Below are 26,486 nucleotides of genomic sequence, written 5' to 3' on the forward strand. Positions count from 1 at the left end.
AAAAAAGCGGACAGCCTGGGCTGTCCGCAAAAATGCGCACATAGAGAGGAGCTTATCGCAACAGCGTTAGAACACCGACTGAATTTTCAGGCCGGCGACCAGCGCGTTATCAACTTCATCAACACCACCTGGGTGAGTGATGTATTGCAGGTTAGGACGCACAGTCAGCCAGTTGGTAACGTGGAAGCCGTAGTTGACCTCGTAGTTGTACTCGGTGGAACGCAGTGGCGCGAACAGTGGATCTTCGTAGTTGGTGACGCCATTGGCGGCGTTGGTCAGCTCAGCGTTTTTCTTCACGTCATCGTTGACATGGATACGGGCGAAACCGATCCCCATGTCATCTTTCGGACGTGCATCGAACGGGCCTTTGTACACAAACATCAGCGACTGGTAGTTGTCGACGATGTTGGTGTCCTTGTCGTGGAAAGTGGCGTTGGCCGCGATGTTCAGACCGCGGGAAGCGTCACCGTTGTGGCTGGTGAGTTGTTGCTGCGCAACGAACCAGTAGCCGTGCTTGCTGCTGTGGCTGCGGAAGGCGTTGCCACTGGTGGCCGCATCATCGCCGTTGTCGTCTTCACGAACGTCATCAGCCTTGGCCGTGCTTTTGTAGTAACCGACACGGTATTCGCCCGGCAGATTGCCAGGGTTAGGCAACCAGACCAACTCGACCGGCAAGACGGTGCCCGCCGTACCACTGCCGCTGAGCTTGAAGCCGTTACCGTGCTCCAGTTGCGTCGGGTTCTGGTTGTACGCGCCGATCTGCGCATAGAACTCAGGCGAGATGTTGTACTTGACGCGGATCGCGGCCTGGCTGATCGGCCAGTTGTACCAGATGTTGGTCGCCCAGTTACCCACCTGGGAACCGCAGAAGGCCAGGTTCTGGAACTCGCACGGGAAGGTGTTGAAGTCTTCGCCTTCGCCGAAGTAACCGGCCTTGACGTCCAGTTTGTTGTCGAAGAACTGGTGCTTGATCCACAGTTGGGTCAGACGGACCATGTGGCCACGACCGTAGACTTCCTGCGAGGAACTCAAGGTGCCGGCACGCGGGTCGCCCACACGGTCATTGGAGATGTTTTCACCGTTACGGTTGGTGAACTGGACCTTGGCCTGGGTGTTATCCCAACCGAACAGTTTTTGCAGGTCCAGCGCCGCGCCCAGGCCAAACTGGTCGGCGTAACGCGCAGTCTTGTCGTTGTTGAAGCCGCCGTGGAGGTTGCCACCCACTTCACCGACGTAGTCCATTTTGATGTCGATGCCTTGCTCGATCAGCTTGGTTCGTTCTCCACCCCAATCACCGGTCATCCACTCAGAATCGGCGCTGAACGCGTCAGCCGCGTGCACACTACCGGCCAGCATCATTGCCGCAACGGCTGACAACTGGCAGATAAGCTGAGCGTTGTTCTTCTTCTTCATCCCTACATCCTCGTTTTATTGTTATTAACTGTTTTTATCTAACGCGGTTACATCAAGTGCAGTGCGCGTCAGGCCTCACACCGCGTATTCCCCTGGTGGAGTGAACTCCTGTGGGAGCTGGCTTGCCTGCGATGGCATCAATCCGGTTCGACGTCGAACCGAGGCGCCTGCATCGCGGGCAAGCCCGCTCCCACATGACCGCATTCCAACATTTGATTTTTAGCGGCCTTTGAACTGCGCCACGTTGGCACTGTGGTTCTCGGCTTGCGGCAGACCGGCCACCCCCAGGCGCTCACCGGTCTTGGCATCGAACAACAACACTTTCGATGGATCGAATTGCAGGGTCAGGGTCTCGCCGACATTGGGCGCAACGTCCGGTGCCAGGCGGCAGCAGACTTTGGTGTCGTTGAGATTGACGAACACCAGGGTGTCCGGCCCGGTCGGTTCGGTGACCTGGACTTCGGCACGAATGGTCGGCAAACCATTCGGCTCGCCGTTCGCCAACACGATCTGCTCCGGGCGCATGCCGAGGATCACTTCGCGATCTTCAAGACCGGCGTCCTGCATGCCCAATGGCAATTCGCAGCGCGCCTGACCACTGTCGAGCAATGCCACCAGACGACCGTCCTTGCGCTGCAAACGCAGCGGAATGAAGTTCATCGGTGGCGAGCCGATGAAGCTCGCCACGAACAGGTTGGCCGGGTTGTTGTAGATGTCTTTCGGTGTACCGAATTGCTGAATGATCCCGTCCTTCATCACCGCCACCTTGTCGCCCAGGGTCATGGCTTCGATCTGGTCGTGGGTCACGTAGACCGTGGTGGTTTTCAGGCGCTGGTGCATCAGTTTCATTTCGGTGCGCATCTCGACCCGCAGCTTGGCGTCGAGGTTGGACAGCGGCTCGTCGAACAGGTAAATCTTCGGCCGCCGCGCCAGGGCACGGCCCATGGCCACGCGCTGTTGTTGACCGCCGGAGAGCTGGCCGGGCTTGCGGCTCAGCAGGTGTTCGATCTGCAGCAGCTTGGCCACCCGCGCCACTTCCGCTTCGATATCGGCGGCGGGCATTTTGCGAATTTTCAAGCCGAAGGCGATGTTCTCGCGCACGCTCATGGTCGGGTACAGCGCATAGGACTGGAACACCATGGCGATGTCGCGGTCTTTGGGGCTCATGCCGCTAACGTCCTGATCATCGATCATGATCGCGCCGCCGGTAATGGTCTCCAGGCCGGCGATGCAATTCATCAGGGTCGACTTGCCGCAACCCGAAGGTCCGACCAGGATCAGGAACTCACCGTCCTTGATCGACAGATCGATGTCCTTGAGGGTGTCCGGCAGGCCGGGGCCATAGGTCTTGTTTACATTGCGAAGTTCGAGCGTAGCCATGATTACCCCTTGACTGCGCCGGCCGTCAGCCCGCGCACGAAATACTTGCCTGCGACCACATAGACCAGCAGGGTCGGCAGCCCGGCGATCATCGCCGCCGCCATATCAACGTTATATTCCTTGGCCCCGGTACTGGTGTTGACCAAGTTGTTCAACGCCACCGTGATCGGTTGCGAATCACCGCTGGAGAACACCACGCCGAACAGGAAGTCGTTCCAGATCTGAGTGAACTGCCAGATCAGGCAGACCATGATGATCGGGGTGGACATCGGCAGGATGATCAAGCGGAAGATGGTGAAGAAACCCGCGCCATCCAGCCGCGCCGCCTTCACCAGCGCGTCGGGAAAGCTGACGTAGTAGTTACGGAAAAACAGCGTGGTGAACGCCAGGCCGTAGACCACATGCACGAACACCAGGCCCGTGGTGGTGCTGGCCAGGCCCATCTTGCCGAGGGTGAACGAGGCCGGCAGCAGGACGGTCTGGAACGGCAGGAAGCAACCGAACAGCAGCAGGCCGAAGAACAACTGCGAACCACGAAAGCGCCACATCGACAGCACATAGCCGTTCAGCGCACCGATGGCGGTGGAGATCAGCACCGCCGGGACGGTGATCTTGATCGAGTTCCAGAAATACCCGTCGACCGTGGCCCAGGCCTTGACCCAGCCAATGCCGCTGACCACGGTCGGCCAGCTCAGCAGGTTGCCGGTGTTGATGTCTTCCGGCGTCTTGAAACTGGTCAACAGCATGACCACCAGCGGAATCAGGTAAAGCAATACGGCAAGGATCAGCACGCCGTAGATCGCGATGCGACTCAGGCTGATAGAAGGTTTGGCAGCGAAACTAGTCATGACGCTTGGTCCTCAGCTCGGAGTACAGGTAAGGCACGATGATTGCGAGAATCGCACCGAGCATCAGAATCGCACTGGCCGAGCCCATGCCCATCTGGCCGCGACTGAACGTAAAGGAATACATGAACATCGCAGGCAGGTCGGAGGAGTAACCCGGGCCGCCAGCAGTCATTGCCGCCACCAGGTCGAAACTCTTGATCGCGATGTGGGCCAGGATCATTACCGCGCTGAAGAACACCGGGCGCAGGCTGGGCAACACCACTTTCAGGTAAATCCGCGGCATGCTCGCGCCATCGATCTGGGCGGCACGGATGATCGATTGATCAACCCCACGCAGACCGGCGAGGAACATCGCCATGATAAAACCCGAGGCCTGCCATACCGCCGCAATCACCAGGCAATACACCACGCGGTCCGGGTCGATCAGCCAGTCCAGGCGAAAGCCTTCCCAGCCCCAGTCACGCAACAATTTGTCCAGGCCCATGCCCGGGTTGAGCAACCATTTCCAGGCCGTACCGGTGACGATCATCGAGAGCGCCATCGGGTACAGGTAAATGGTGCGGATGAAACCTTCGCGACGAATGCGCTGGTCAAGAAACACCGCCAGCAGCACACCGATCACCAGGGTGATACCGATAAACATGCCGCCGAAAACTGCCAGGTTCTTGCTCGCCACCCACCAACGGTCGTTGTCGAACAACCGCTGGTATTGCGCCAGGCCCGCCCATTTGTAAGTGGGCAGGAAGGTCGAAGTGGTGAACGACAGGACAAACGTCCAGAGGATATAGCCATAGAAGCCCACCAGGACGATGAACATGCTCGGCGCCAGCACCAGTTTGGGGAGCCAGCGCTGCAATGCATCGAACGGCGAGGCCTTGCTGAACACAGCAACAGAACTCATGGGAAGATCCCGTACTAGAGAAAAGGACTACTTAGGCATCCCTTGTGGGAGTGGGCTTCTGTGGGAGCTGGCTTGCCTGCGATGGCATCACCTCAGTGCAACTGATAAACCGAGGTGATGCCATCGCGGGCAAGCCCGGCTCCCACAAAATCCCTGCCACAAGGTGCTAACGGTTACTTGGCCGCTTTGATAGCTGTGCCGAGTTGCTTGGCGGCCGTGGCCGGATCGGCTTTCGGGTCGTTGATGAAGTTGGTCACGACATCAAAGAACGCACCCTGTACCGCCAGCGTGGTTGCCATGTTGTGCGCCATGCTTGGCTGCAGGCCGCCGGACTTGGCGTCCGCCAGGAAGTCCTTGGCGGCGGTCTGGGCGCAGGCGTCGAAACCGTATTTGCCCATGTCGTTCAGCATGTCGATTCGAACCGGGATCGAGCCTTTGTTGATGCTGAAGACTTTCTGGAAGTTCTCACCCAGCACGATCTTCGCAATGTCTTGCTGAGCGGCAGCAGTGCCCTTGTCTTTCTGCTTGAACACGGCCAGGGAATCGATGTTGTAGGTGAAGGCCTTGTCGGTGCCCGGGAAGGCTACGCACTCGTAGTCTTTACCGGCGACTTTCTTGGCTGCCGTCCACTCGCTCTTGGCCCAGTCACCCATGATCTGCATGCCGGCCTTGCCGTTGATGACCTTGGCCGCTTCGAGGTTCCAGTCCTGGCCTTTGCCGTCGACGTCCATGTAGGTCGCGACTTTCTTCAGCTCGGTCAGCGCCTTGACCATTTCAGGACCGGTCAGCGCAGCGTTGTCCAGATCGACCAGGGCTTTCTTGTAGCCGTCGACGCCCATGACCGAAAGCACCACCGCTTCGAATACGGTGCTGTCCTGCCAAGGCTGGCCGCCGTGGGCCAGCGCAATGAAGCCCGCAGCCTTGAGCTTGTCGCCGGCCGCGTAGAATTCCTGAAGGGTGGTCGGGGCTTTTTCGATGCCGGCTTTCTTGAAGACTTCCGGGTTGATCCACAGCCAGTTGACGCGGTGAATGTTCACCGGCACGGCCACGTAGTCACCCTCGTACTTCACGGTATCGGAGACTTTCTTGTCGAGCAGGCTGTCCCACTTTTCGGTCTTGGCAGCGTCTTTCAACACGTCGGTGTCGAGCAGGCCGGTAGACGCCCATTCCTGGATGTCCGGACCTTTGATCTGCGCTACGCCTGGCGGGTTACCGGCCACGGCGCGGCTTTTGAGTACGGTCATGGCGGTAGCGCCACCACCACCGGCGACTGCGCCGTCCTTCCAGGTGAAGCCGTCTTTTTCGACTTGAGCCTTGAGGACATCGACCGCTGCCTTTTCACCACCAGAGGTCCACCAGTGAACGACTTCCACCGAACCTTTGGAATCGGCGGCAAGGGTACTCAACGGGAATGCAGAAAGAGGGAGCAGTGACGCGAGAGAAATGACAGTAGCGAGGCGAGAAATCGCATTCATCTAGTAGTACCTTTCTTGTTGTTATGCATGCAAGTCTGGTGCTTGCGCTGCATAGGATTTTAAACAGGAGTTATCCCTTCGCAGGTAACGAAGGGACGTTCGAATGTCACCACATGGTTACACAGGAACGCTCTGGGACAATGCTGCCAGCGCACTGGCCATGCTTGGCGCCAGGGGCAGGCGCGGGATCAGGACCGCTTGCCAGGCGTGATAAAGGTCGGGTTTACCGGCCCAGATATCGGCACTCGGGCGGTTCTGCGGATCGAGTTCGTGGTGCCAGCTGCCATCGCATCGATCGATGAAATGCCTGTCACAGAATTCCCAGAACAGTCGATACCAGCGTTCGTATTGCGCATCGCCGGTGCGCTTGAGCAGAGCACTGGCGGCGGCGCTGGCTTCGCAGTGAGTCCAGTGCAAGCGATGGCGAACCACGGCGCGATTGTCCCAGTCGAGGGTGTAGACAATTCCCGGCGCACCGTCGACGTTCCAGCCGTGACGGCAGTTGTGCTCGAAGAGTTTTTGCGCGTCGGTGGCGAGCCAGCCCGGTGTCAGCATCCCGGCCTGAACCCGCGCGGCTTCGAGGTGCAGCAACAACCGCGCCCATTCGAAACCGTGGCCCGGCGTGGTGCCGTAAGGGCGAAAACCGTCGGCCGGGTTGTCGTGGTTGTATTCGCGCAGGGGTTGCCAGTCGCGGTCGAAATGCTCGACCACAAGGTAATCGTTGGCAGCGGCGTGACCGTGAATGACCCGTTCGACAATGCGCTGAGCGCGGCACAGCCAGCGGTTGTCGTCGGTGACATCGGCCAACGCGAGAAACGCTTCGGTGGCGTGCATGTTGCTGTTGGCGCCGCGATAGGCTTCTTCATCAGTCCAGTCGCGGTTGAAGGATTCGCGCATCGCGCCCTCCTCCTCGCTCCAGAAATGCCTGTCGATGATGTTGATCGCATCATTGAGCAAAGCCTGGGCGCCAGGCCGTTGCGCGACGACGGCGGAACTCGCGGCCAGGGCGACGAAGGCATGCAGGTAGGCCGCTTTGCCGGTGTTGTCGTCGCGATGCTGTGCGACCGCGAACCAGCCGCCGTGCTCGGCATCACGCAATGGCCCGCTGAGGGCCTGGACGCCGTGATCGACCAGTTCGGCAAAACCCGGCAAGCCCTGGATATGAGCCATGGAGAAGCTGTGGGTCATGCGCGCGGTGTTCATGGTTTCGGCTTGCGCGTTGGCCGGCAGGCGGCCTTGATCGTCGAGGTTGCCGAAACCTTCGGGGAGCTTTGAAGCCTTGGCAAATGCCAGCAGGCGCAAGCCTTCGGCGGAGAGCCACTGTTGGTGAGCGGGTGCGTTCAGCCAACTGCTGAAGGCCGGGTGGAAGGTGTCCATGGGGTGCCTTTTTTGTTGTTATGACTGCGGGCAGTCTAAACAACGGGCGGTGGCGGGCTTGTAACGAAGGGGGCGAGTTATGTCACCAGACTGTGACATTTTCCTTGGGGGATTTGTTGACTGATCCAGCCTCATCGCGGGCAAGCCCGCTCCCACAAGGTTTTGCACATAACTTGAAAACACAACTGATCCTGTGGGAGCGGGCTTGCCCGCGATGAACGATAACGCGGTCTTATTAATCAACACTGCGCGGCAACTGCAACGTCACGCGCAACCCGCCTTCACGCAAATTCTGCAGGCTGACTTCACCCCCATGGCTATGGGCAATATTGCGCGCAATCCCCAACCCCAGCCCATAACCCTGCTGCTGCCCGGCCAACCGGAAGTGCGGTTCGAACACCTGCTCCATCCGCTGCTCCGGCACCCCCGGCCCTTCATCGTCCACATGCAGGATGAATGCGCTCTGATCGTCATCGATATGCAGATGGGCTTTCTGCCCATACTTCAAGGCGTTGTCGATCAGGTTGCCGATGCAACGCTTGAGCGCCAGCGGCTTACCTGGATACGCCGCCAACGCACGCCCCTGCTGCGTCACGCGGCCATTACCGTTGGGCGCCAGATACGGTTCCACCAGGCAATCGAGCACATGATTGAGGTCCACCGGCTCGATGTTTTCGTGGATGTCGGTGTCTTTCACACATTGCAGCGCGCCTTTGACCAGCAGCTCCAATTCATCCAGATCACGCCCGAACTTGGCTTGCAGCTTTTCGTCTTCGAGCAATTCGACCCGCAGTCGCAGCCGGGTAATCGGCGTGCGCAGGTCATGGGAAATCGCACTGAACAACTGGCTGCGTTCAGTCAGGTAACGGCTGATGCGTTCGCGCATTGCGTTGAAGGCACGGCCGACCTCGACCACTTCACTGCCACCGCCCTCGGCCACCGGTTCGACTTCGGCACCCAGGGACATATCGCGCGCCGCCCGTGCCAGGCGCTTGAGCGGGCGACTTTGCCAGTGCACCAGCAGGCCGATGAACAACAGCAAAAAGCCGCTGGTGAGCACGATGAACCAGACCTGCTGCGCCGGCAGTCCTTGCTCTTCAAGACTGGTGTAGGGCTCGGGCAACAAGGACGCGATGTACAACCATTCGCCCGGTGCCATCTGGATTTGCGTGACCAGCACCGGCGGGTTCACCGGGTCCCGGGCCAACGCGGAGGGCGCCCAGGAGCGCGGCAATTCCTCGAGTTTCCGTCCGCTGTTGAAGATTCGCCGGGCTTCGGGGCTGACGAAAGTCACCGCGATATCGGCGTCATGGCCCAGGGGCTCACGCCGCACTTCGTCCACCGCCTTGAGCACCGCCGCTTTGCGCGGGGTGATCGGCAATACTTCCATGCCCAGGGGTTTGTCGTTGAGGGTTACCACAAATCGGGTGCCGCCCATGCTGCGCAGCTGGTCGAGTACCAGCGGCCTGAATGCGACCGGCAGCGAGCGGAAGTAACTGACGCTGGCGGTCACCGCAAGGGCAAGGCCGCGGGCGCTGGTGACCAGGCCTTCAGTTGGGTAGCGCGCAATTGCGGGACCCAGATCACGCCCGACGGCGCTGGGCGAACAGCACCGCCAGCAAGGGCGGCAGCAACATCCGCCCGAGCAGCGAACGCGGCACCGGGATGCGCGCAGCGAGTTTGCGCAAAAACTCAGTGGCCATTGCTGGCAACCACATTGGCTGCCAGTTGATAGCCGCTGCCACGCACGGTGCGGATCAGTCGTGGCGGTTTTTCGGGGGCGCGCAGGGGTGGGGGCAGGCGACGGCCCGCCATGTCGACGAGGCGATCCAGCGGCATCAAGTCGCGGCCACGGGTGGCGTTGCCGATGGTGTCGCGGTCGAGGATTTCCTGGGGGTGATCGAGGAACAGTTTCAGCAGCGCGAAATCGGCGCCAGAGAGAATCACTTCTTCACCGTCAATGTGGAACAGCCGATGGCTGACCATGTCCAGGCGCCAGTCATCGAAGGCCAGCACTTCACTGCCGGAACGTTCCTGACCGAACTGCGCCCGGCGCAACAAGGCTTTGATGCGCGCCTGCAATTCACGGGGGCTGAACGGTTTGCCGAGGTAATCGTCGGCGCCCAACTCCAGGCCAATAACGCGGTCGGCTTCGTCGGAGCTGGCGGTGAGCATGATGATCGGCACTTGCGCCTGACGCGGATGCTGGCGAATCCAGCGGCACAGACTGAAACCGTCTTCGTCCGGCAGCATCACGTCGAGGATCACCAGGTCACTCGGCGCGTCGTTCATCGCCTGGCGAAAACCTGCGCCATCGGGCGTGGTACGGACCTGGAAACCGGCGCGGGTCAGGTAGGTGTCCAGCAACTCGCGTATCTCTTGATCGTCATCGACCAACAAAATCGACTTGTTGACTGAGCTCACAGGAAGGCGTCCTTGTTATTTGAATTGGGCGGATTATGCCTGATCGATCGCTATTCTATGTGTCTGTGCGGGCCTCTTCGCGGGCAAGCCTCGCTCCTACAAGGATTTCGGTAATCCTGTAGGAGCGAGGCTTGCCCGCGAAGGGCGCGACGCGGTCTCAAGCCTGCTCCAGCGCCACCCCTGCGCCCATCAATCCGGAATACGGCGCCGTCACCAGCCACACCGGAATCCCCTTGAAGTAATCGCTCATGCAGCCCTTGTCGGCGAAGCACCGGGCAAAACCGCTTTCGATAAAGAAATCGGCAAACCGCGGAATCACCCCGCCCACAATGTACACGCCCCCGCGCCCACCGGTGGTCAGCACATTGTTACCGGCCACGCGCCCAAGCCAGCAGCAGAACTGTTCAAGCACTTCCAGGGCAATCGGATCGCCCGCCAGACCGGCAGCGGTAATCGCTTCGGGTGTTCCGAGAACCGGCTCATGACCGCCGCCCGCGCAGATCGCCCGATAGCCGCGCGGCAAGCCGCTACCACTCAACGCGGTTTCAGCACTGACATGGCCAATCTCATTGAAGATGTGCTGCCACAGTTGAGTTTCCCGCGGACTGCTCAGCGGCAAATCGACGTGACCGCCCTCTCCCGGCAGCGCAGCGAAACGGCCCTCCCCAAGATCGAGCAAGGTGCCAACGCCAAGGCCAGTGCCCGGACCAATCACCACCGCTGGCCGCAACGGTTCCGGCGTGCCTTCGCAGACCACCCGAAACTCGCCCGGTTGCAAACGGGTCATGCCCAGCGCCATCGCCGAGAAGTCGTTGACCAACAGCAGTTGATCGACCTGCAAGGTCTGGCAAAACCCCTTGCGGCTGAGTCGCCAGTGATTGTTGGTGAACTTGAATTCATCGCCACTCACCGGGCCGGCCACCGACAGGCATACCGAACCGATGTCGCCGGGTTTCAGCCCCAAGCCGCTGAGGTAGACGCCAATGGCCTCCTCCGGACTGGTGTGATCTGCCGTCGCCAGCACCTGGACAGATTCCAGCTGCTGGTTTTTCCACAACGCGAAACGTGCGTTGGTCCCACCGATGTCACCGACCAAAGCCAGTTTCAATTAAGCGTCTCCAGGGCAGAAGTAAAGGCGCTGGCGCCCTGCTCTGCGGAGCTGAAGGCCATGCGCATGAAACCAAACAGTTCGCGCCCGCTGCCGATGTTATTGGCCAACAGGCCCTTGGCCGGCGTGCGCGCTGCAAATTCTTCGGCGTCCACCTTAAGCTCCAAAGTGCCTTTGACGCCATCGACGCGGATGATATCGCCCTCTTGCACTCGCGCCAAAGCGCCGCCCACATACGCTTCTGGGCTGACGTGAATCGCCGCCGGGATTTTCCCCGAGGCGCCGGACATACGCCCGTCAGTCACCAGCGCCACCTTGAAGCCGCGATCCTGCAGCACGCCGAGGAACGGCGTCATTTTGTGCAGCTCCGGCATGCCGTTGGAACGCGGGCCCTGGAAGCGCATCACCGCGACAAAATCCTTCTCCAGCAAACCGGCCTTGAACGCGTCGGCCAAATCCTGCTGATCCTGGAACACCATGGCCGGGGCTTCGACGATCTGGTTTTCCAAAGCGACGGCTGAAACTTTCATCACACCGCGACCGAGGTTGCCTTCCATCACGCGCAAACCGCCCTCTGGCGAAAATGCCCGGGCGACCGGACGCAGGATGGTTTCGTCGAGGCTTTCGATCGGGCCTTCGCGCCAGACCAGTTCGCCGTTTTCAAGGAATGGTTCCATCGTGTAGCGGCTCAAGCCGTGGCCAAGCACGGTGTTGACGTTTTCGTGGAGCAGACCGGCTTCCAGCAACTCGCGGATCAGGAACGACATGCCGCCCGCCGCCTGGAAGTGGTTGATGTCGGCCTTGCCGTTCGGGTAGACGTGGCTCAGGGTCGGCACCACCTCGGAGAGGTCGGCCATGTCCTGCCAGGTCAACTGGATACCCGCGGCCATGGCGATGGCCGGCATGTGCAGGGTGTGGTTGGTCGAGCCACCGGTGGCGTGCAGCGCCACGATGGAGTTGACCAGCGAGCGCTCGTCGACGATTTCGCCGATCGGCATGAAGTCGCCGCTCTGCTTGGTCAGGCGCGTCACCTGATGCGCCGCTTCGCGGGTCAAGGCATCGCGCAATGGCGTGTTCGGGTTGACGAAAGAGGCACCCGGCAAGTGCAGGCCCACGACCTCCATCAGCAACTGGTTAGTGTTGGCGGTGCCGTAAAAAGTGCAGGTGCCAGGGCTGTGGTAGGACTTCATTTCCGATTCGAGCAGCTCTTCGCGGCTGGCCTTGCCTTCGGCGTAGCGCTGGCGCACATCGGCTTTCTGCTTGTTGGAAATGCCCGAGACCATCGGCCCACCCGGCACAAAGATGGTCGGCAGATGACCGAAACGCAACGCACCCATCATCAGGCCCGGCACGATCTTGTCGCAGATGCCGAGCATCAGCGCGCCGTCGAACATGTTGTGGGACAACGCCACGGCGGTGGACAGCGCGATCACTTCACGGCTTGGCAGGCTCAGTTCCATGCCCGGCTCGCCTTGGGTCACGCCATCGCACATGGCCGGGGTGCCGCCGGCGAACTGGCCGACGGAGCCGATTTCACGCAGGGCTTTTTTGATCTGTTCAGGAAAGACTTCGTACGGCTGATGCGCCGAGAGCATGTCGTTATATGACGAAACAATCGCAATGTTGGCGGAGTTCATCATCCGCAGACTGTTCTTGTCGTCGGTGCCGCAGCCGGCCACGCCATGGGCGAAGTTGGCGCATTGCAGCTTGCCGCGCATCGGACCGTCGCTGGCTGCACCGCGAATCAGTGCAAGGTAAGCCTCACGCGTGGCGCGGCTGCGGGCGATAAGCCGTTCGGTGACCTCAAGGACGCGGGGATGCATGTGTAGAACTCCAGGCTAACGGATGTGGCGACCTGATTGTCTATGCTGATCAAGAGCCGGTGTCGATGGGATGACAGACGGTTTTCTTGATCGGTCGGACCAGTTGATTCAGGTCACTAGTTGTAGATTGAACAAAATATTGCCATTAAAAAGGCTTGTTTTCTATTTTTTTGCGAATAATCTTGTAATTCCAACAACAAAACGACGGCGGCCCAGTTAAATGACTCTTCGAATCGCAATCAATGGTTTTGGCCGAATTGGCCGTAACGTCCTGCGGGCACTGTATACCCAAGGCTATCGCCAGGATCTGCAGATCGTCGCCATCAACGACCTGGGCGACAGCTCGATCAACGCTCATCTGCTCAAGTACGACACCGTTCACGGCACGTTCGACGCCGATGTCCAGCACGATCAGGAAAGCCTGACCGTCAACGGCGACCGTATATCGGTCAGCGCCATTCGCAACCCGGCCGACCTGCCCTGGGCCGCAGAAAAAATTGATGTCGTGTTCGAATGCACCGGTTTGTTCACCGACCGGGCCAAAGCCGCCGCGCATATTACGGCCGGCGCGCGCAAAGTGATCATCTCGGCCCCGGCCAAAGGTGCCGACGCCACTGTGGTTTATGGGGTGAACCACGACATCCTGCGCCAGTCGCACCAGATTATTTCCAACGCATCGTGCACCACCAACTGCCTGGCCCCGGTGGCTCAGGTGCTGCACCGCGAGCTGGGCATCGAAAGCGGTTTGATGACCACTATCCACGCCTACACCAACGATCAGAACCTGACCGACGTCTACCACACCGACCCGTACCGCGCCCGTTCGGCGACCCAGAACATGATCCCGAGCAAGACCGGCGCCGCTGAAGCCGTCGGCTTGGTGCTGCCGGAACTGGCGGGCAAACTGACCGGCATGGCGGTGCGTGTTCCGGTGATCAACGTGTCGCTGGTGGACCTGACCGTGCAGCTCAAGCGCGAAGCGTCGGCCGATGAAGTAAATGCACTGCTCAAAGAAGCCAGCCAGCATTCGAAGATTCTTGGCTACAACACCTTGCCGTTGGTCTCCAGCGACTTTAACCATAACCCACTGTCGTCGATCTTCGATGCCAACCACACCAAATCCAGCGGCAAGCTGCTCAAGGTACTGGCCTGGTACGACAACGAATGGGGCTTCTCCAACCGCATGCTCGATAACTGCCTGGCGCTGTGCAACGCGGAATAAGCAGCACTTCCCACTTCTTGTAGGAGCGAGCTTGCTCGCGAAGGATGCAAGGGCCCCGCGCTCACTCAGGCGACCCTTGTCATCGTTAACGACCTTCGCGAGCAAGCTCGCTCCTACAAAGTGCGCGCCATTTCAGGAGCAGTCACCGATGATCGGTATCAGCTTTACCCAAAAAACCATCGCGGCGCGCAAGCGTATCGCCCTGGTGGCCCATGACCACTGCAAGGTGTTTTTGCTGGACTGGGCTGAGCGACAAAAAGACAAACTCGCGCAACACGAACTGGTCGCCACCGGCACCACCGGGCTGCTGTTGCAACAACGCCTGGATCTGCCGGTGGAAAGCATGATCAGCGGCCCACTCGGCGGCGACCAACAACTCGGCGCGCGAATCGCCGAGCAGCGGGTCGACATGCTGGTGTTCTTCTGGGACCCGTTCGAACCACAGCCCCACGACCCGGACATCAAGGCATTGCTGCGGGTCGCGGCGGTGTGGAACATCCCGGTGGCGTGCAACGAATGCAGCGCCGACTACTTGCTCAGCAGTCCGTTGATGGAACAGGCGCATCAACACCGCATTCCGGATTACGCGACCTATCTGTCGGGACGGGGTTAGTACGATCAGGGTTTGACCTCGGGGAGTCGCTCGTCGCGCAGGCGCTCAAAATGAGCCTGCGCGTGTTCTTCAGGCCTCGGATTCCAGTTTTTGATACCGGGCGTGTGCATCTCCCGCAAGCGCTCGACCACCAGAAAATGCAGCTGCTCCGGCGTCTGCCATCCCCATCGCTGTGCCAGGTCGAGTTGTTCTGTCAGCCAGGCTCTTGGCGACAGGTCTTCCGGCAATCGGGCAAGGTCCTCACTGTGCTCTGCCAACAGGTACTGACCCACATTGGCCAACAGGATCGCTCGTTCCTGGTCGACCGGCGTCGGGATATCCAGCCATTGCGCAGAGTCGGGAACCGGGTATTCGCCCGGTGCCGGATTCTGCGCTGCCATCCAGTGCTCACCCTGCCAGTAACAGGCACCGATGACCGGTCCCAGATATTCGGGATACGCCGACTCAGGAAGATGGGCCAGTGCTCGCGCCAACACCCGATTGTCGTGGAAACGGTACAGCGCCTGTTGCGGTCGTTTCCCGACAAACAGACGTTCGCGCCAATGTTTCACCAGTATTCCGATTGAGTGATTGTCGATGCTCGCCAGCCACCCCCAATCCAGGGACGACCCTTCGAACAACTCATTGAGCGATGACGGATTCAGACTATCGATTAAAAAAACAAACGGGCCGCCCACGGCCAGCGCGGCGACGGCGGTCTCCCTGTAGACGCTGCGATAGCATTCAGGTGTCAGCTGGTGCAACAACGCCTGATGAATCCGCGGCGCCGCCTTCGAATCAAGAATCAAACACAGACTACGACCCAGTTGTGATTGCTGCGCCATCCACTGAACAGGCAAGTTACTCATGCGCAGATTCCTTCTGTTGAACAAACGCCCTCGCGACAGGCCTCGCAGATCGGGCAGAAGTCAGCCGATTGCTCGCTAGCCAGAGTCATCAGCGCCCGTTGGACAAAAGCGATGACCGGTGCTCGTTCGATCGGGGCCATCAATGCCTGTGTTGCACCCGGCATCAGCGGCGCCGCCAGCGTCCCCCGCGCGGGGCTGCCCCCCACCTCGATCGCACAACTGCTGTAAATGCCACTCGAACTGATCACAATGTGCTGGTCGCCCGCACACAAGGTCATGTTATCGCCGGCGTCGAGCACCAGTTTCACACCTCCTTTGAAATGAATTTCCTGACCCGCCTCTATGACCAGCACCTCGCCCACATAGGTATGGCTGTTTTGCGCAACGTGCAGATGATCATTGGCCATCAGTCGGGTTTTACGGTCGCCTGTCGTCGTGCGATGTTCTTCGCTCTCGAACACACTGGTGCTGGTGCCCTTGATGGTTTCCCGGCGCTCGCGCCCGACTTCCAGACGACTGTCGTTTTCAATTTTTTGCTCCATGTCACGCTGCGCCCGAAGGTAGATCAACTCTTGCCCGGCGCGATCTTCGATGTGCAATTCACTGAACCCTGTGCTGTTGAGCGAACTGCGACTGCGAAAGACGCTTCGGGTCTTGTGCTGCGGCAGCTCATAAGGCACCGGGTTGGTACGGTGAGGCAGGCAACCGGAAATCACCGGGCGATCAGGGTCGCCATCCATAAAGGTGACCAATACTTCCATGCCGACACGGGGAATGCTCACCACCCCATAGCCGTCGCCCGCCAAAACGGTCGAGACTCTCAACCAGCAACTGCTTTTATCGGTTTGCGGGTCAGTACGGTCCCAGTAGAAACAGACTTTGACCCGACCGTATTCATCGCAGTGGATCTCCTCGCCTGCCGGCCCGGTGACTTTGGCAGTCTGACTGCCGGAAAGGGTTGGCTTGGGGTATTTTTTCGGCGGTCGATACGGTGTATCCCAAGGCGTCGCAGTGAAGGTATTGCGATAGCCCTGGAAATCAGCGGTAGGGAGCTGACTGGGCATCGCCTCTTCAAGCACCTGTAATTGCCGGCCTTCATGCGTCACGCCGGTCAGGAGCCAAAGATCATTCCATTGCGCACAATGATGATCCTTCATGTCGAGAAAGTGACCGCTGTGCAGGTTACCGAGGTCGCTGGCGCCTTCCGCCAAGCGGTAATCGCTGCGATGTTGCTCCAATTGGCGCGTGGCCAGCCGCTCGCCCTCATCAGCGGTTTTGAACCGTCCCGGCGCCCGGTAATCCTCCAGCGCCGGAGCGACCGGGCTTTTGCTTTGTTCTTCGAGAAGCCGGTTGGGCTTTTCGAAGTCATAGTCCCGAATTGCCACTTGGCTGGGACGCGTGGCGAGACGCACGCCGAAGGTATCAATCACCGGGTGATCGGCAACCTGAGCATTTTTTTGTCGAAAGGTGGACGGGGCCAACCGGCGAAAGTACGTCTGATCATCACCAAACGCCAATAGGTGCCCTTGTGGGCTGTGCTGGAAATGGTAGTGAATGCCCGACTCTTCACAGAGTCGCTGAATAAACCCCAGATCGGTTTCGTTGAACTGAACACAGTACTCGCGTGGCAGATAGACGCTTGGGCCCAGTTGAAAGGTGAACGAATCGCCGAGCATGCCGTGCTTGTTCAGCACTTCGGTAATGATCTGCTCGACGCTGCGTTGCTGAAAAATCCGCTGGTCGCTGCACAGGGCCAGATACGCCAGTTGAGGCACCAGCGTCAGTTCATAGCGTGTCAGTCGTTCACCTGACTCGCGCTGCGCAACGTTATAAATCAGCCCGTGCAGGCCCTCGCCGGGAGGACCAAAGCCGAGGAATGCAGGTTTGTGCAGCGGCGTCTCGAGGTCGAGATTTGACCGCTCGCTGACCAGTTCCAGGGTCACCTCATAGGGCTGGCTGATCGATTCCGTGGCTTTGAAGGCCAGGACCTGAAAGTCATGCTGCAAGCCGCTGATATCGAGATAGAAGCGTGGTTGGGAGATTGAGTCATGCATCTTTTTAGTCCTTTAAATCCAGCGCTGGCGATACTCAGACAATCGAATCGATATCCAGCGGCTCACGGGCCAGCCGAAATCCATCATCCAATGGCCTTGGAATCATTGCGTACTGCTCCTTACGCTGATTTTCAGCCTGTTTGAACCAGCGTTCCACGCCACCGGCAAACTCCGGTAACTGGGCAGCACTGCCGTACACATCAGCCAGGGTGAGGCGGCGATAGCGCAAGTTTTGCAGGCGTTTGCGGGTTCTCTCGAGCCGGTCACGCTCTCTGTACAACGCCTCAATGGTGGCGCTTTCATCTTTCGTCGCGCCACGCGGTCCCTCGTTATGGCGCATCTGCTGGGCATACTCGTGAAGTTTCACCTTGAGCGCCGCGAGGGCAATATCGACAACGTCGTACTCACGTTCGGTGACAACGGTCGTGCCGGTTTCCTGGCTTTGCTGCCAGCGGCGCAAAGTCGCCCAGGCGCAAGGGATGTAGCTGGCGATCATCATATGGTCGGTGTAGTTGATCAGTTGCGCGAGCAGGCCATCGCGGGCCGGCATATCACCCCGCCGGGTCTTTTCCAGCATGGCGGTACAGGCGGCGTCGTCGATGGACTCGCAGTCCGGGTCCCACAAAACTGCCGACCATTCTTTGTCACCAAAGCGCACGGGCATGAAATGCTGCTGTTGCCCGTGATGCTGATAGGGATCACCGCCGACGCGCACCAGGCCTGCGCCAAACAGCAACAGGCCATAAGGTCCGGAAACCACCGTGGCCCCCAGGCCCGGAACCCAGACCTTCCAGTTAGCGTCCATCCACGGCGCCGGCACGCCGGGCACCGGGTCGTTGTGGTTGACCATGCGGTGATGGACGAGGTCGGTGGCGCCTTTGACGAAGGCCGAATCGCCGGCGCGTGGGGCGCCGTAGGTGTAGAGGAGGATGTTGTAATCCTCATCCGGGAAACGGCGTAATGCTTCTGCCAACAACAAGGCGATGGCGCCGCCCAGGCTGTGGCCGCAGATAATGATTTTTTGGCCGGAGTGAAATTTATCCAGTTAACGCAAGACGAACGCTTTCAACGCTTGAAACGCGCTGTAAAAACCTTGATGGACGCTCCCGACACCTTCTTCGAACGGAACCTGAAGCGCGTGCGCATCACGTAACGCATCTTTCAGGCTGGCCGTGCCGCGCACCGAAATCAGAATGACTTCGTCGTGGTGGCAAATAAACGCCTGGGTATCGCCGCCATCTTCCTGATCATCGAAAAAATGCTGGTTAGCCGGGTGTTCCTGGTCTTGCCCTTTATCCGGATGGTTTTGCTCATACAGCGTCGGATCGAACGGCAGGATCTCCAGCCGCTTTGAATACGGCACATCCTCGTACATCGGGTAAAACCTTTGGGTTTGGCTCTTATCGATTCGCCAACTCTCCCGGTAACCGGCCAACGCTTCGCCAAACAAATTGCCAATGCTCGGGTCCAGCGCAAAACGCACCTTGTCCAGCGGCTTTTTCGCCGGGTCCTGAGCAAAGTCGGTGTAACTCAAGGTCGCCATGAGTGCCAATTGATAGAGGTTCAGGGCACAGAAATTGTCATCGGTGGACAGCATGGGTCGCAAGGCGCGCATTGGCCGCACTTCCAGCACATTGTGTTGGTTGGGGCTCAGGGCAATGCCGAACGAATGCTCGGGACCGAAACCCAGTTCGCTCATGGCCCGAAGCAGTGCGCTTTGTGGTTCGTAGAAGCGCCTGACCACCGGAGGCAAATGCGCGCCTTCACGGACCAGGTCCCGCACCTCAACCTGGACGAAGATGTCGGCCTCCTTCATTACCGAGTTATGTTCGCGACGAAATCCGTCTTCGTGGAAGAAGCGGGTTTGTTCGGCGCGGAACTGGAGGCCGGTGATGGGGAGGGGGTAAGACTTCCGTATTATCAAGTCTCGGTAAGTTGCCTCCACGCCTTGATACGGAGCATCCAACTTAAGTACGACAGGGCCTTGATAATGATTCTCTACTTTGGCAACTCCCTCACCATCTAAACGCCCTGTGTATTCTTGGCCGATGCTGTCCATAACGGTGTAAGGCAATCCGCTGTAAGGTTCCCCATCCCCGTGCTCGTCAACCAATCTAAAACTCGTCCAATGCCCTCGCAGCGGACAGGCCAACATCTTGTTGCTGAAACAAGGGTTTTCTCGCTCCTGAAGTTTCATGTCTGACTTCCTTTTTCAGTACAGTTTGGGTAGACGGTGCAGGTCCTACCGTCAGGCATTTTGAAATCTTTGAATTGGGGTGGCTCCAGACAGAGTTCTTCTATATCTCGTCCCCATCGGCCCCCGCACGGTTTCCAGCCATTCGGAGTTTTGAACCAATACAGATCAAAATAAGGCGCTTCCTGATTCGCCATCCCGAAGACCATCCTCACCGTTCTGCCCGGCAATTGATCGCGCTGCAACACCCCGCCGGCCATGCTTTTCACCATCTGCCCCTTCGCGTCGACAGCCCGGCAGTGCAGGATTTTCCGAATATTGCGTTTGGGTCCAACGGTACGAAACAACCACTGACACTGCCCCCGAAACTCTCGAACGCCAGAGACGGTATACGCCTGAAAATCCCCCCCAAGCACATCGCGAAAGGAAAGACTGGCAAAGTCGCCGCCTATGTCAGACCAGCGCGTGCCCCACTTCGCGTCGAGGTTCAACCTCAAGCTACTCAACACCAACGGACAGCCACCCGCGCGCGTCGTCAGCGGAATCTGAAACTCGGCGGTGCGCGCAACATTCTGGTATTCGCTGGTGAAGAACTTTCGATTCGGCGCCACTTTTCCGCGTTGGCGCGGCGGCGCCTCACAGGTTTCGCCGGTAGCCGGTTCGTAATAGGCGTCAGCCTTGACCCTGAAATCCGCCGGCACTTCGGCCTGTAACGTAAAGCTCTCTGCCGGTGCAAAAACACAACCGCCAGCGGCGAGCGCCAGCGCAACAGTTGCCAGTGCGCGAGCCAACTGCCGGCTCACGAAACACAACAATTGGCCGTTATTGAGAGCTGGCTTTTCCCATTCATGGAGTGCCGTCACTTGATGTCCCTGTCAAAACCACGCTGAAAAACAAAGTATCAACAGGGGTATAGCAGTCATCCACAACTGTCTGAGGGGCCAGGAAGCGTTTGGGATCTCGCCTACGCCAGTCTCTGAAATATCTGACATTTGCAGCCATGCAATGACTGAGAGCTGCGCCATTTTCCGCAAAAAGGGCAGTTCTCCATCAGCATCCTCCCGCTCCGAACGTATGACGACGCTTACAAACAAGTGCTTGACCGCCCACACAGATGATAAGCATTATCATTCGCTCGAAATGGATCAGGTTCTCCCGTGAGTCAATCGCGCTTCAATCACGTCTTCATCGCCCAGCGCGTTTCGCTGCTGCGCACCCTGGAGCGGATGGTCAACAATCACAGCACCGCCGAAGACCTCTTGCAGGAAACCTACCTGCGCGTAACGCGTGCGCTCAGTGAGCGGGCCATCGATCACCTTGAACCCTTCGTTTTCCAGACGGCGCGCAACCTGGCGCTGGACCATTTGCGTGCGCGGCGCATTCAATCGCGGATGATGCTCGATGATGTTCCGACGGACGTGGTGGAAAGCATCGCCGCGCCTGCCAGCAGTGCCGAGGAGGCTGCCCATGCCGAACAGTTGCTGGAGCGTTTGAACGTGAGCCTCAATGAACTTAGCGCCCGTCAGCAGCAGATTTTCATCCTCAGCCGTCTGCACGGGCACAGTTATCTGGAGATTGCCGAGAAGCTCGGCGTGTCGTTGAGTACCGTGCAAAAAGAGCTGAAGCTGATCATGGCGATCTGCATCGGTGTCGCCGAGCGGTTAAACGGCGACTGAATCCACAGGGCTTTGCTACCCTTGCTGCACTTTCGAGCTCCACTAAAAAAAACAGCCGTGCACAGACACTGCCGAGGAAACACCGTGACGGACACCCACCGCTCCCCTCCGCCCTCCCCGGCGCGGGACCCCGCAAGCGCGATGGACCAGGCTTTGGACTGGCTGATTGTGCTGGGCAGTCCGAGCGAAGAACAGACACGCCAGTTCCACGCCTGGCTCGAGGCCGATCCGTTGCATGCCCAGGCGTTTGCCAAGGCACAGGCGATCTGGGATGGCCCGCACGTCGTGCAAAGCGCGCAAAGCCTGGCCGCCAAGCCGCCGAAAGTGAGCGTCCTGTCGCGCCTGCGTCCACACTGGAAACCACTGGCGACCGCTGCGGTTTTGATCCTCGGCCTGTTCAGTTTCAGCAATCTGCCGATGCGCCTGCAGGCGGATCACTTGACCGTGGTCGGTGAACGTCAGCGCTTGCAACTGGAGGACGGTTCGCACGTGCTGCTCAACACCAACTCGGCGTTTTCCAGCACCATCAACGATCAACAGCGCGTGGCCCGTTTGTTCCAGGGCGAGGCGTTTTTCGAGGTGGCGGCCAATCGCGGTCAGCCGCTGGAAATCGATGCCGGCCCGGTCAAGGCCAGTGTGCGCGATACCGCGTTCGCGGTGCGCTACCTCGATGGCGTGGCGCAGGTTCGGGTGCAGCGTGGCGACGTCGACTTGCAGGCCACCCGCGACGATGCGCGGGTGCGATTGTCGGCCGGCGAAAGCATCCGCATCGGCCCCAACGGTTTCGACCGACCGGACAAGCTCGATGCCGCAACCGACCTGGCGTGGGTGCAGGGTCGACTGGTGTTCGAAAACTGCCCGCTGAGCCAGGTGCTGGCGGAGCTGCGTCGCTACTATCCAGGCTGGATCATCAACAACAACGAGCAGTTGGCCGACGTCGCAGTGACCGGCAATTACCGTCTCGATCAGCCGCTGGACGTGGTTCGTTCGCTGGCTCACATCACCTCGGCCCGGCTCCAGGAGTTTCCGGCGCTGGTGATCTTGAACTAAATGAGAATTATTTTTACTCGATAGCTGAAGCTCGTACGTCTCGTTATAGCCAATGCAATTGATTCGCATCTTTAAATGCCAATCAGCACCTATAAAGATTCGTGCGACACGGAGCGCTATCGATGTCCTCTCGCCTTACCCGCCAAGCCTCTTCACCTTCCCGCGTGCTGTCGCTGCTGACCGTCGCCATCCTGATGGCCGGCAGCGCGCCGCTCATGGCTGCCACCGCCCCCGAGCAGCCGACCCGCAACATGGGCGATTACGCGTTCGCCATTCCTCAGCAGTCGCTGGTCTCGGCACTGACCGCTTTTACCGCCGTAACAGGCTGGCAGGTCGGCTTGCCGGCCGAACTGGCGCAAGGTGTGGCATCGCCGGGTGTACGGGGCTCCTTGCCGCCGGAGAAAGCCCTGGATCGCCTGTTGGTGGGGACCAACCTGAGCTATCGCAAACTGGGCAATAACAACATCGTGCTGGAGAAGCGCAGCTACAACAGCGCGCTCAACCTGGAACAGGTGACCATCAGCGCCACCCGTAACGAACAGGACGTGAACAGCGTGCCGAGCACGGTCAGCGTCTACACCCGTGAAGACCTCGACCGTAACAACGTGAACAGCATCAAGGATCTGGTGCGTTACGAGCCGGGTGTTTCAGTCGGCGGCGCCGGTCAGCGCGCCGGCATCACCGGCTATAACATCCGCGGCATTGACGGTGACCGCGTGTTGACCCAGATCGACGGCGTGCAGGTGCCGGACAGCTTCTTCAATGGCCCGTACGCCCAGACCAACCGCAATTACGTCGACCCGGAAATCGTCAAACGCGTGGAAATCCTCCGCGGCCCGGCATCGGTGCTGTACGGCAGCAACGCGATTGGCGGCGCGGTCAGCTACTACACCCTGGACCCGGACGACATCATCAAGGCGGGCAAGGATGTCGGTGCGCGCCTGAAGACCGGTTACAGCTCGGCGGACGATAGCTGGCTGACGTCCGGCACCGTGGCCGGTCGCACCGACGACTTCGATGGCTTGCTGCACCTGAGTCAGCGCAATGGCCATGAAACAGAGTCCTACGGTGAAACCGGCGGCACCGGCCTGAACCGCACCGAGGCCAACCCCGAGGACGTGCGCACCACCAACGTGCTGGCGAAGCTGGGCTGGAACTACGCCGACGACGCACGCTTCGGCCTGACCTATGAGCACTACAAGGATGACCGCGACACCAACCAGCTCAGCGCAGTGGGCGGCCCGTTCAACGCGGGACGCGGTTTCGGCTTCTATAAATCCCGTACCGGCAACGACACCATCACTCGCGAGCGTTTCGGCCTGGAGCACAGCTTCGGTCTGGACAGCGCCCTGGCCGACAACATCAAGTGGACGCTGAACTACCAGATCGCCAAGACCGACCAGAGCACCGAAGAAATCTACGCGCCGTCGCGCACAGTGCTGCGCAACCGCGATACCACCTACAAGGATCGCCAATGGGTGTTCGATGCCCAGGCTGACAAGTCGTTTGCCATCGCCGCCACCGACCACCTCGTCACCTATGGCACCACGATCAAGCAAGACAAAGTCACCGGCCTGCGTACCGGCAGCGGCACCTGCCTGACTGTGGCCGGCGCCTGCCGAGCCATTGGTGCAGCCAGCGCCACCGACACCCTGACCCCGGCCAGCGACTTCCCGGATCCGACCATCAACACCTACAGCCTGTTCGCCCAGGATCAGATCAGCTGGAACAACTGGACCTTCGTACCCGGCGTACGCTACGACTACACCCAACTCAAGCCACACATCACCGACGAGTTCCTCGCCACCGCCGACCAGAGCGGCAACGGCGAAGTGAACGACGACACCAAGACCTGGCATCGTCTGTCGCCAAAATTCGGCACCACCTACAGCTTCAATGACAACTACACCTGGTATGGCCAATACGCCGAAGGCTTCCGCACGCCGACCGCCAAAGCCTTGTACGGTCGCTTCGAAAACCTGGCCGGCGGCTATCAGGTCGCGCCTAATCCGAACCTGGAACCGGAAAAGAGCAAGAGCTATGAAACCGGCCTGCGCGGCCAGTTCGAGGCGGGCACCTTCGATGTCGCGGTGTTCTACAACAAATTCCGCGACTTCATCGACGAGAACGCCATCACCCCCGGTTACTCCGAGACCACGTTCCAGAGCAACAACATCAAGCACGCCACCATCAAGGGCGTGGAGCTCAAGGGTCGCCTGAACCTGGACAGCCTCGGTGCCCCAACCGGCCTTTATACCCAAGGCTCGGTGGCGTACTTGTATGGCCGTAACGATGACAGCGGCCAGCCGCTGAACAGCATTAATCCGCTGACCGGCGTGTTCGGCCTCGGTTACGACCAGGACAACTACGGTGCCCTGTTGAGCTGGACACTGGTCAAACACAAGACCCGCGTCGACAGCACCAGCTTCAAAACCCCGGATGGCACCAGCACCCAGTTCAAGACTCCGGGTTATGGCGTGCTCGACCTCGCCGGTTTCTACAAGGTCACCGACGACGTGACCGTCAACGCCGGTCTCTACAACCTGACCAACAAAAAGTACTGGCAGTGGGATGACGTGCGCGGTTACGACAGCGTCGGCGAAGCCTCGGTGACTCAACCGGCCAACCTCGATCGCCTGACTCAACCGGGCCGTAACTTCGCGGTCAATCTGGTGTGGGATATCTGACCCTGTCCACCTCGCGGCACTGCGTTATAGAAGCAGTGCCGTGAGGATTTTTTACTGTCCGGCGCCTCGCCATTCGTCTCGTTACCAAGCGCCTCTTTTTCTCAAGGATTTCACATGACCACTCAGGACACTGCTCAACGCCCTGCTCTGCGTTCGCAACGCTTGAACCAGATCACTAACGAACCACACACCAAACTCGATGCCCTGGTCAAAGCCCACGCACCGTTTGAAACCCAGGCCAATTTCGCCCGTTTCGTGGTCGCGCAGTACCTGTTCCAGTCGGAACTGGTGTCGCTGTACAACGATGCCGAACTGACCGCCATCGTCCCGGACCTGCCAGCTCGTTGCCGTGCGGAAGCAGCGAAGGCCGATCTGGCGGACCTGGACACCGAAGTGCCGGCTCCCGTCGCCGGTGCCGTGAAAAATCCAACCAAAGCCGAGGCGCTGGGCTGGCTGTTCGTATCCGAAGGTTCGAAACTCGGCGCGGCGTTTTTGATCAAGCGTGCCGTGGGCCTGGGCCTGAGCGAAACCTTCGGTGCCCGCCACCTCGGTGAACCGGCTGGTGGTCGTGCTGAAGGCTGGAAAAGCTTCGTCAAAACCCTCGACGGGTTGGAGTTCAGCGCTCAGGAAGAAGCCGAGTTGGATAAAGGCGCGATCGATGCGTTCAACCGCTTCACGGTGTTGCTGGAACAGGCTTACACCCCGGAACCCGCCTGACAGAATGCAATCCCCTGTGGGAGCGGGCTTGCCCGCGATAGCGGCCTACCATTCAAAAAAGATGCTGAATGTAGTATCGCTGTCGCGGGCAAGCCCGCTCCCACAGGGGACGGAGCAAGCCTGTAAGATTCCGATCCGCCTCACACCCGTTCCCTTGAGCCCATGCCTCAACCAGCCACCTCCAAGATCACCCGTCTCCTCTTCGGCCTGCTGGCCTACGTCAGCCTGGGCATCGGCCTGATCGCCATCGTCATCCCCGGCCTGCCGACCACCGAGTTCATCCTGTTGGCCGCCTGGGCCGCGACCAAAAGTTCGCCGCGCCTGAGTGCCTGGCTGGAAAACCATCGATTGTTTGGCCCGATCCTCAGCAACTGGCGCAACGGCAAAATCATCGCACGCCGGGCCAAGGTCAGCGCCACCGTCAGCATGCTGCTGTGCGCCGGCTTGATGCTGGTCATGCTCGATCACGGCTGGCCAATTTACCTGGCCATCGCGGGCATGAGCCTGGGCAATCTGTGGATTTGGTCGCGACCGGAGTCGGTGCTGGAAATCTCCTGAATTCCAGTCCTTTTCAGGGTATTTACCTGCGCAAACGTTCACCTGCTACCGCTGGTCGGCAGGCCATTCATGCAACGTCTGCCCACGCCGATGTGCATTGAATGGCGCTGAATGGACT

Annotated in this window: 21 protein-coding genes and 1 pseudogene; 7 read left to right on the forward strand and 15 right to left on the reverse strand. The window is 59.5% G+C overall.

Annotated features, from left to right (window positions below; translation table 11 throughout):
• Positions 1-66 precede the first annotated feature (66 nt).
• The 10 genes and pseudogenes from AEQ67_RS05980 to edd form a co-directional block, all read right to left on the reverse strand.
• On the reverse strand, positions 67-1,413 hold the full coding sequence (locus AEQ67_RS05980; protein WP_059402984.1) for a carbohydrate porin: 1,347 nt from the start codon (positions 1,411-1,413) through the stop codon (positions 67-69).
• Between the two features lie 219 nt (positions 1,414-1,632).
• On the reverse strand, positions 1,633-2,793 hold the full coding sequence (locus AEQ67_RS05985; RefSeq protein WP_059402985.1) for an ABC transporter ATP-binding protein: 1,161 nt from the start codon (positions 2,791-2,793) through the stop codon (positions 1,633-1,635).
• A gap of 2 nt (positions 2,794-2,795) precedes the next feature.
• Positions 2,796-3,641: a carbohydrate ABC transporter permease gene (locus AEQ67_RS05990; RefSeq protein WP_059402986.1), complete on the reverse strand. Its 846-nt coding sequence runs from the start codon at positions 3,639-3,641 to the stop codon at positions 2,796-2,798.
• Positions 3,634-4,542: a carbohydrate ABC transporter permease gene (locus tag AEQ67_RS05995; protein WP_054044927.1), complete on the reverse strand. Its 909-nt coding sequence runs from the start codon at positions 4,540-4,542 to the stop codon at positions 3,634-3,636. Before AEQ67_RS05995 ends, AEQ67_RS05990 begins: the two co-directional genes overlap by 8 nt.
• 173 nt (positions 4,543-4,715) lie before the next feature.
• Entirely contained in the window at positions 4,716-6,017 is a 1,302-nt protein-coding gene (locus AEQ67_RS06000) for an ABC transporter substrate-binding protein (protein ID WP_059402987.1), read from the reverse strand.
• A 117-nt stretch (positions 6,018-6,134) separates the two neighbouring features.
• Positions 6,135-7,394 carry a D-mannose isomerase gene (locus tag AEQ67_RS06005; protein ID WP_059402988.1) on the reverse strand — a complete coding sequence of 420 codons (1,260 nt, stop codon included), beginning with the start codon at positions 7,392-7,394 and terminating at the stop codon, positions 6,135-6,137.
• Between the two features lie 235 nt (positions 7,395-7,629).
• Positions 7,630-9,097 (reverse strand): annotated as a pseudogene (locus AEQ67_RS06010) (ATP-binding protein).
• Positions 9,087-9,818 (reverse strand): response regulator, encoded by a 732-nt coding sequence (locus AEQ67_RS06015; protein WP_059402989.1) that lies wholly within the window; start codon positions 9,816-9,818, stop codon positions 9,087-9,089. Before AEQ67_RS06015 ends, AEQ67_RS06010 begins: the two are co-directional and overlap by 11 nt.
• A 157-nt stretch (positions 9,819-9,975) precedes the next feature.
• Positions 9,976-10,926, reverse strand: coding sequence for a glucokinase (locus tag AEQ67_RS06020; protein ID WP_059402990.1), 951 nt, complete (start codon positions 10,924-10,926; stop codon positions 9,976-9,978).
• On the reverse strand, positions 10,923-12,749 hold the full coding sequence (gene edd / locus AEQ67_RS06025; protein WP_059402991.1) for a phosphogluconate dehydratase: 1,827 nt from the start codon (positions 12,747-12,749) through the stop codon (positions 10,923-10,925). Before edd ends, AEQ67_RS06020 begins: the two co-directional genes overlap by 4 nt.
• Before the next feature lie 220 nt (positions 12,750-12,969).
• Here edd and gap point away from each other — a divergent pair, with 220 nt between their 5' ends.
• A complete protein-coding gene (gene gap / locus AEQ67_RS06030) occupies positions 12,970-13,971 on the forward strand; it encodes a type I glyceraldehyde-3-phosphate dehydrogenase (RefSeq protein WP_059402992.1) in 1,002 nt (333 codons plus the stop codon).
• A 148-nt stretch (positions 13,972-14,119) separates the two neighbouring features.
• Positions 14,120-14,584, forward strand: coding sequence for a methylglyoxal synthase (locus tag AEQ67_RS06035; protein ID WP_059402993.1), 465 nt, complete (start codon positions 14,120-14,122; stop codon positions 14,582-14,584).
• A 5-nt stretch (positions 14,585-14,589) separates the two neighbouring features.
• Here AEQ67_RS06035 and AEQ67_RS06040 read toward each other — a convergent pair whose 3' ends face one another.
• Genes AEQ67_RS06040 through AEQ67_RS06055 form a run of 5 tightly spaced genes read right to left on the reverse strand, consistent with a single transcriptional unit; the run spans position 14,590 to position 20,543 of the window.
• Positions 14,590-15,432, reverse strand: coding sequence for a DUF4123 domain-containing protein (locus AEQ67_RS06040; RefSeq protein WP_059402994.1), 843 nt, complete (start codon positions 15,430-15,432; stop codon positions 14,590-14,592).
• Positions 15,429-17,486, reverse strand: a complete 2,058-nt coding sequence (locus tag AEQ67_RS06045; protein WP_059402995.1) for a type VI secretion system Vgr family protein — start codon at positions 17,484-17,486, stop codon at positions 15,429-15,431. Before AEQ67_RS06045 ends, AEQ67_RS06040 begins: the two co-directional genes overlap by 4 nt.
• A 34-nt stretch (positions 17,487-17,520) precedes the next feature.
• A complete protein-coding gene (locus tag AEQ67_RS36565; protein WP_330219458.1) occupies positions 17,521-18,531 on the reverse strand; it encodes a lipase family protein in 1,011 nt (336 codons plus the stop codon).
• Complete coding sequence (locus tag AEQ67_RS36570; RefSeq protein ID WP_330219457.1) at positions 18,532-19,683, reverse strand: hypothetical protein; 1,152 nt, start codon at positions 19,681-19,683, stop codon at positions 18,532-18,534. It abuts the gene before it with no gap.
• Positions 19,680-20,543 (reverse strand): hypothetical protein, encoded by an 864-nt coding sequence (locus AEQ67_RS06055; protein ID WP_059402996.1) that lies wholly within the window; start codon positions 20,541-20,543, stop codon positions 19,680-19,682. Before AEQ67_RS06055 ends, AEQ67_RS36570 begins: the two co-directional genes overlap by 4 nt.
• A gap of 294 nt (positions 20,544-20,837) precedes the next feature.
• Between AEQ67_RS06055 and AEQ67_RS06060 the strand changes: the two genes are divergently transcribed.
• The 5 genes from AEQ67_RS06060 (at position 20,838) to AEQ67_RS06080 (ending at position 26,368) form a co-directional block, all read left to right on the forward strand.
• Positions 20,838-21,356, forward strand: a complete 519-nt coding sequence (locus AEQ67_RS06060; protein WP_059402997.1) for an RNA polymerase sigma factor — start codon at positions 20,838-20,840, stop codon at positions 21,354-21,356.
• A gap of 84 nt (positions 21,357-21,440) precedes the next feature.
• Positions 21,441-22,406 carry a FecR family protein gene (locus tag AEQ67_RS06065; protein WP_059402998.1) on the forward strand — a complete coding sequence of 322 codons (966 nt, stop codon included), beginning with the start codon at positions 21,441-21,443 and terminating at the stop codon, positions 22,404-22,406.
• A 122-nt stretch (positions 22,407-22,528) separates the two neighbouring features.
• Positions 22,529-25,093, forward strand: a complete 2,565-nt coding sequence (locus tag AEQ67_RS06070; RefSeq protein WP_059402999.1) for a TonB-dependent receptor — start codon at positions 22,529-22,531, stop codon at positions 25,091-25,093.
• A gap of 114 nt (positions 25,094-25,207) precedes the next feature.
• On the forward strand, positions 25,208-25,810 hold the full coding sequence (locus tag AEQ67_RS06075) for a biliverdin-producing heme oxygenase (RefSeq protein ID WP_059403000.1): 603 nt from the start codon (positions 25,208-25,210) through the stop codon (positions 25,808-25,810).
• A 162-nt stretch (positions 25,811-25,972) separates the two neighbouring features.
• Positions 25,973-26,368 carry a YbaN family protein gene (locus AEQ67_RS06080; RefSeq protein WP_059403001.1) on the forward strand — a complete coding sequence of 132 codons (396 nt, stop codon included), beginning with the start codon at positions 25,973-25,975 and terminating at the stop codon, positions 26,366-26,368.
• Positions 26,369-26,486 lie beyond the last annotated feature (118 nt).

The organism is Pseudomonas sp. RIT-PI-q (genome assembly GCF_001297125.1).
Taxonomy (GTDB): domain Bacteria; phylum Pseudomonadota; class Gammaproteobacteria; order Pseudomonadales; family Pseudomonadaceae; genus Aquipseudomonas.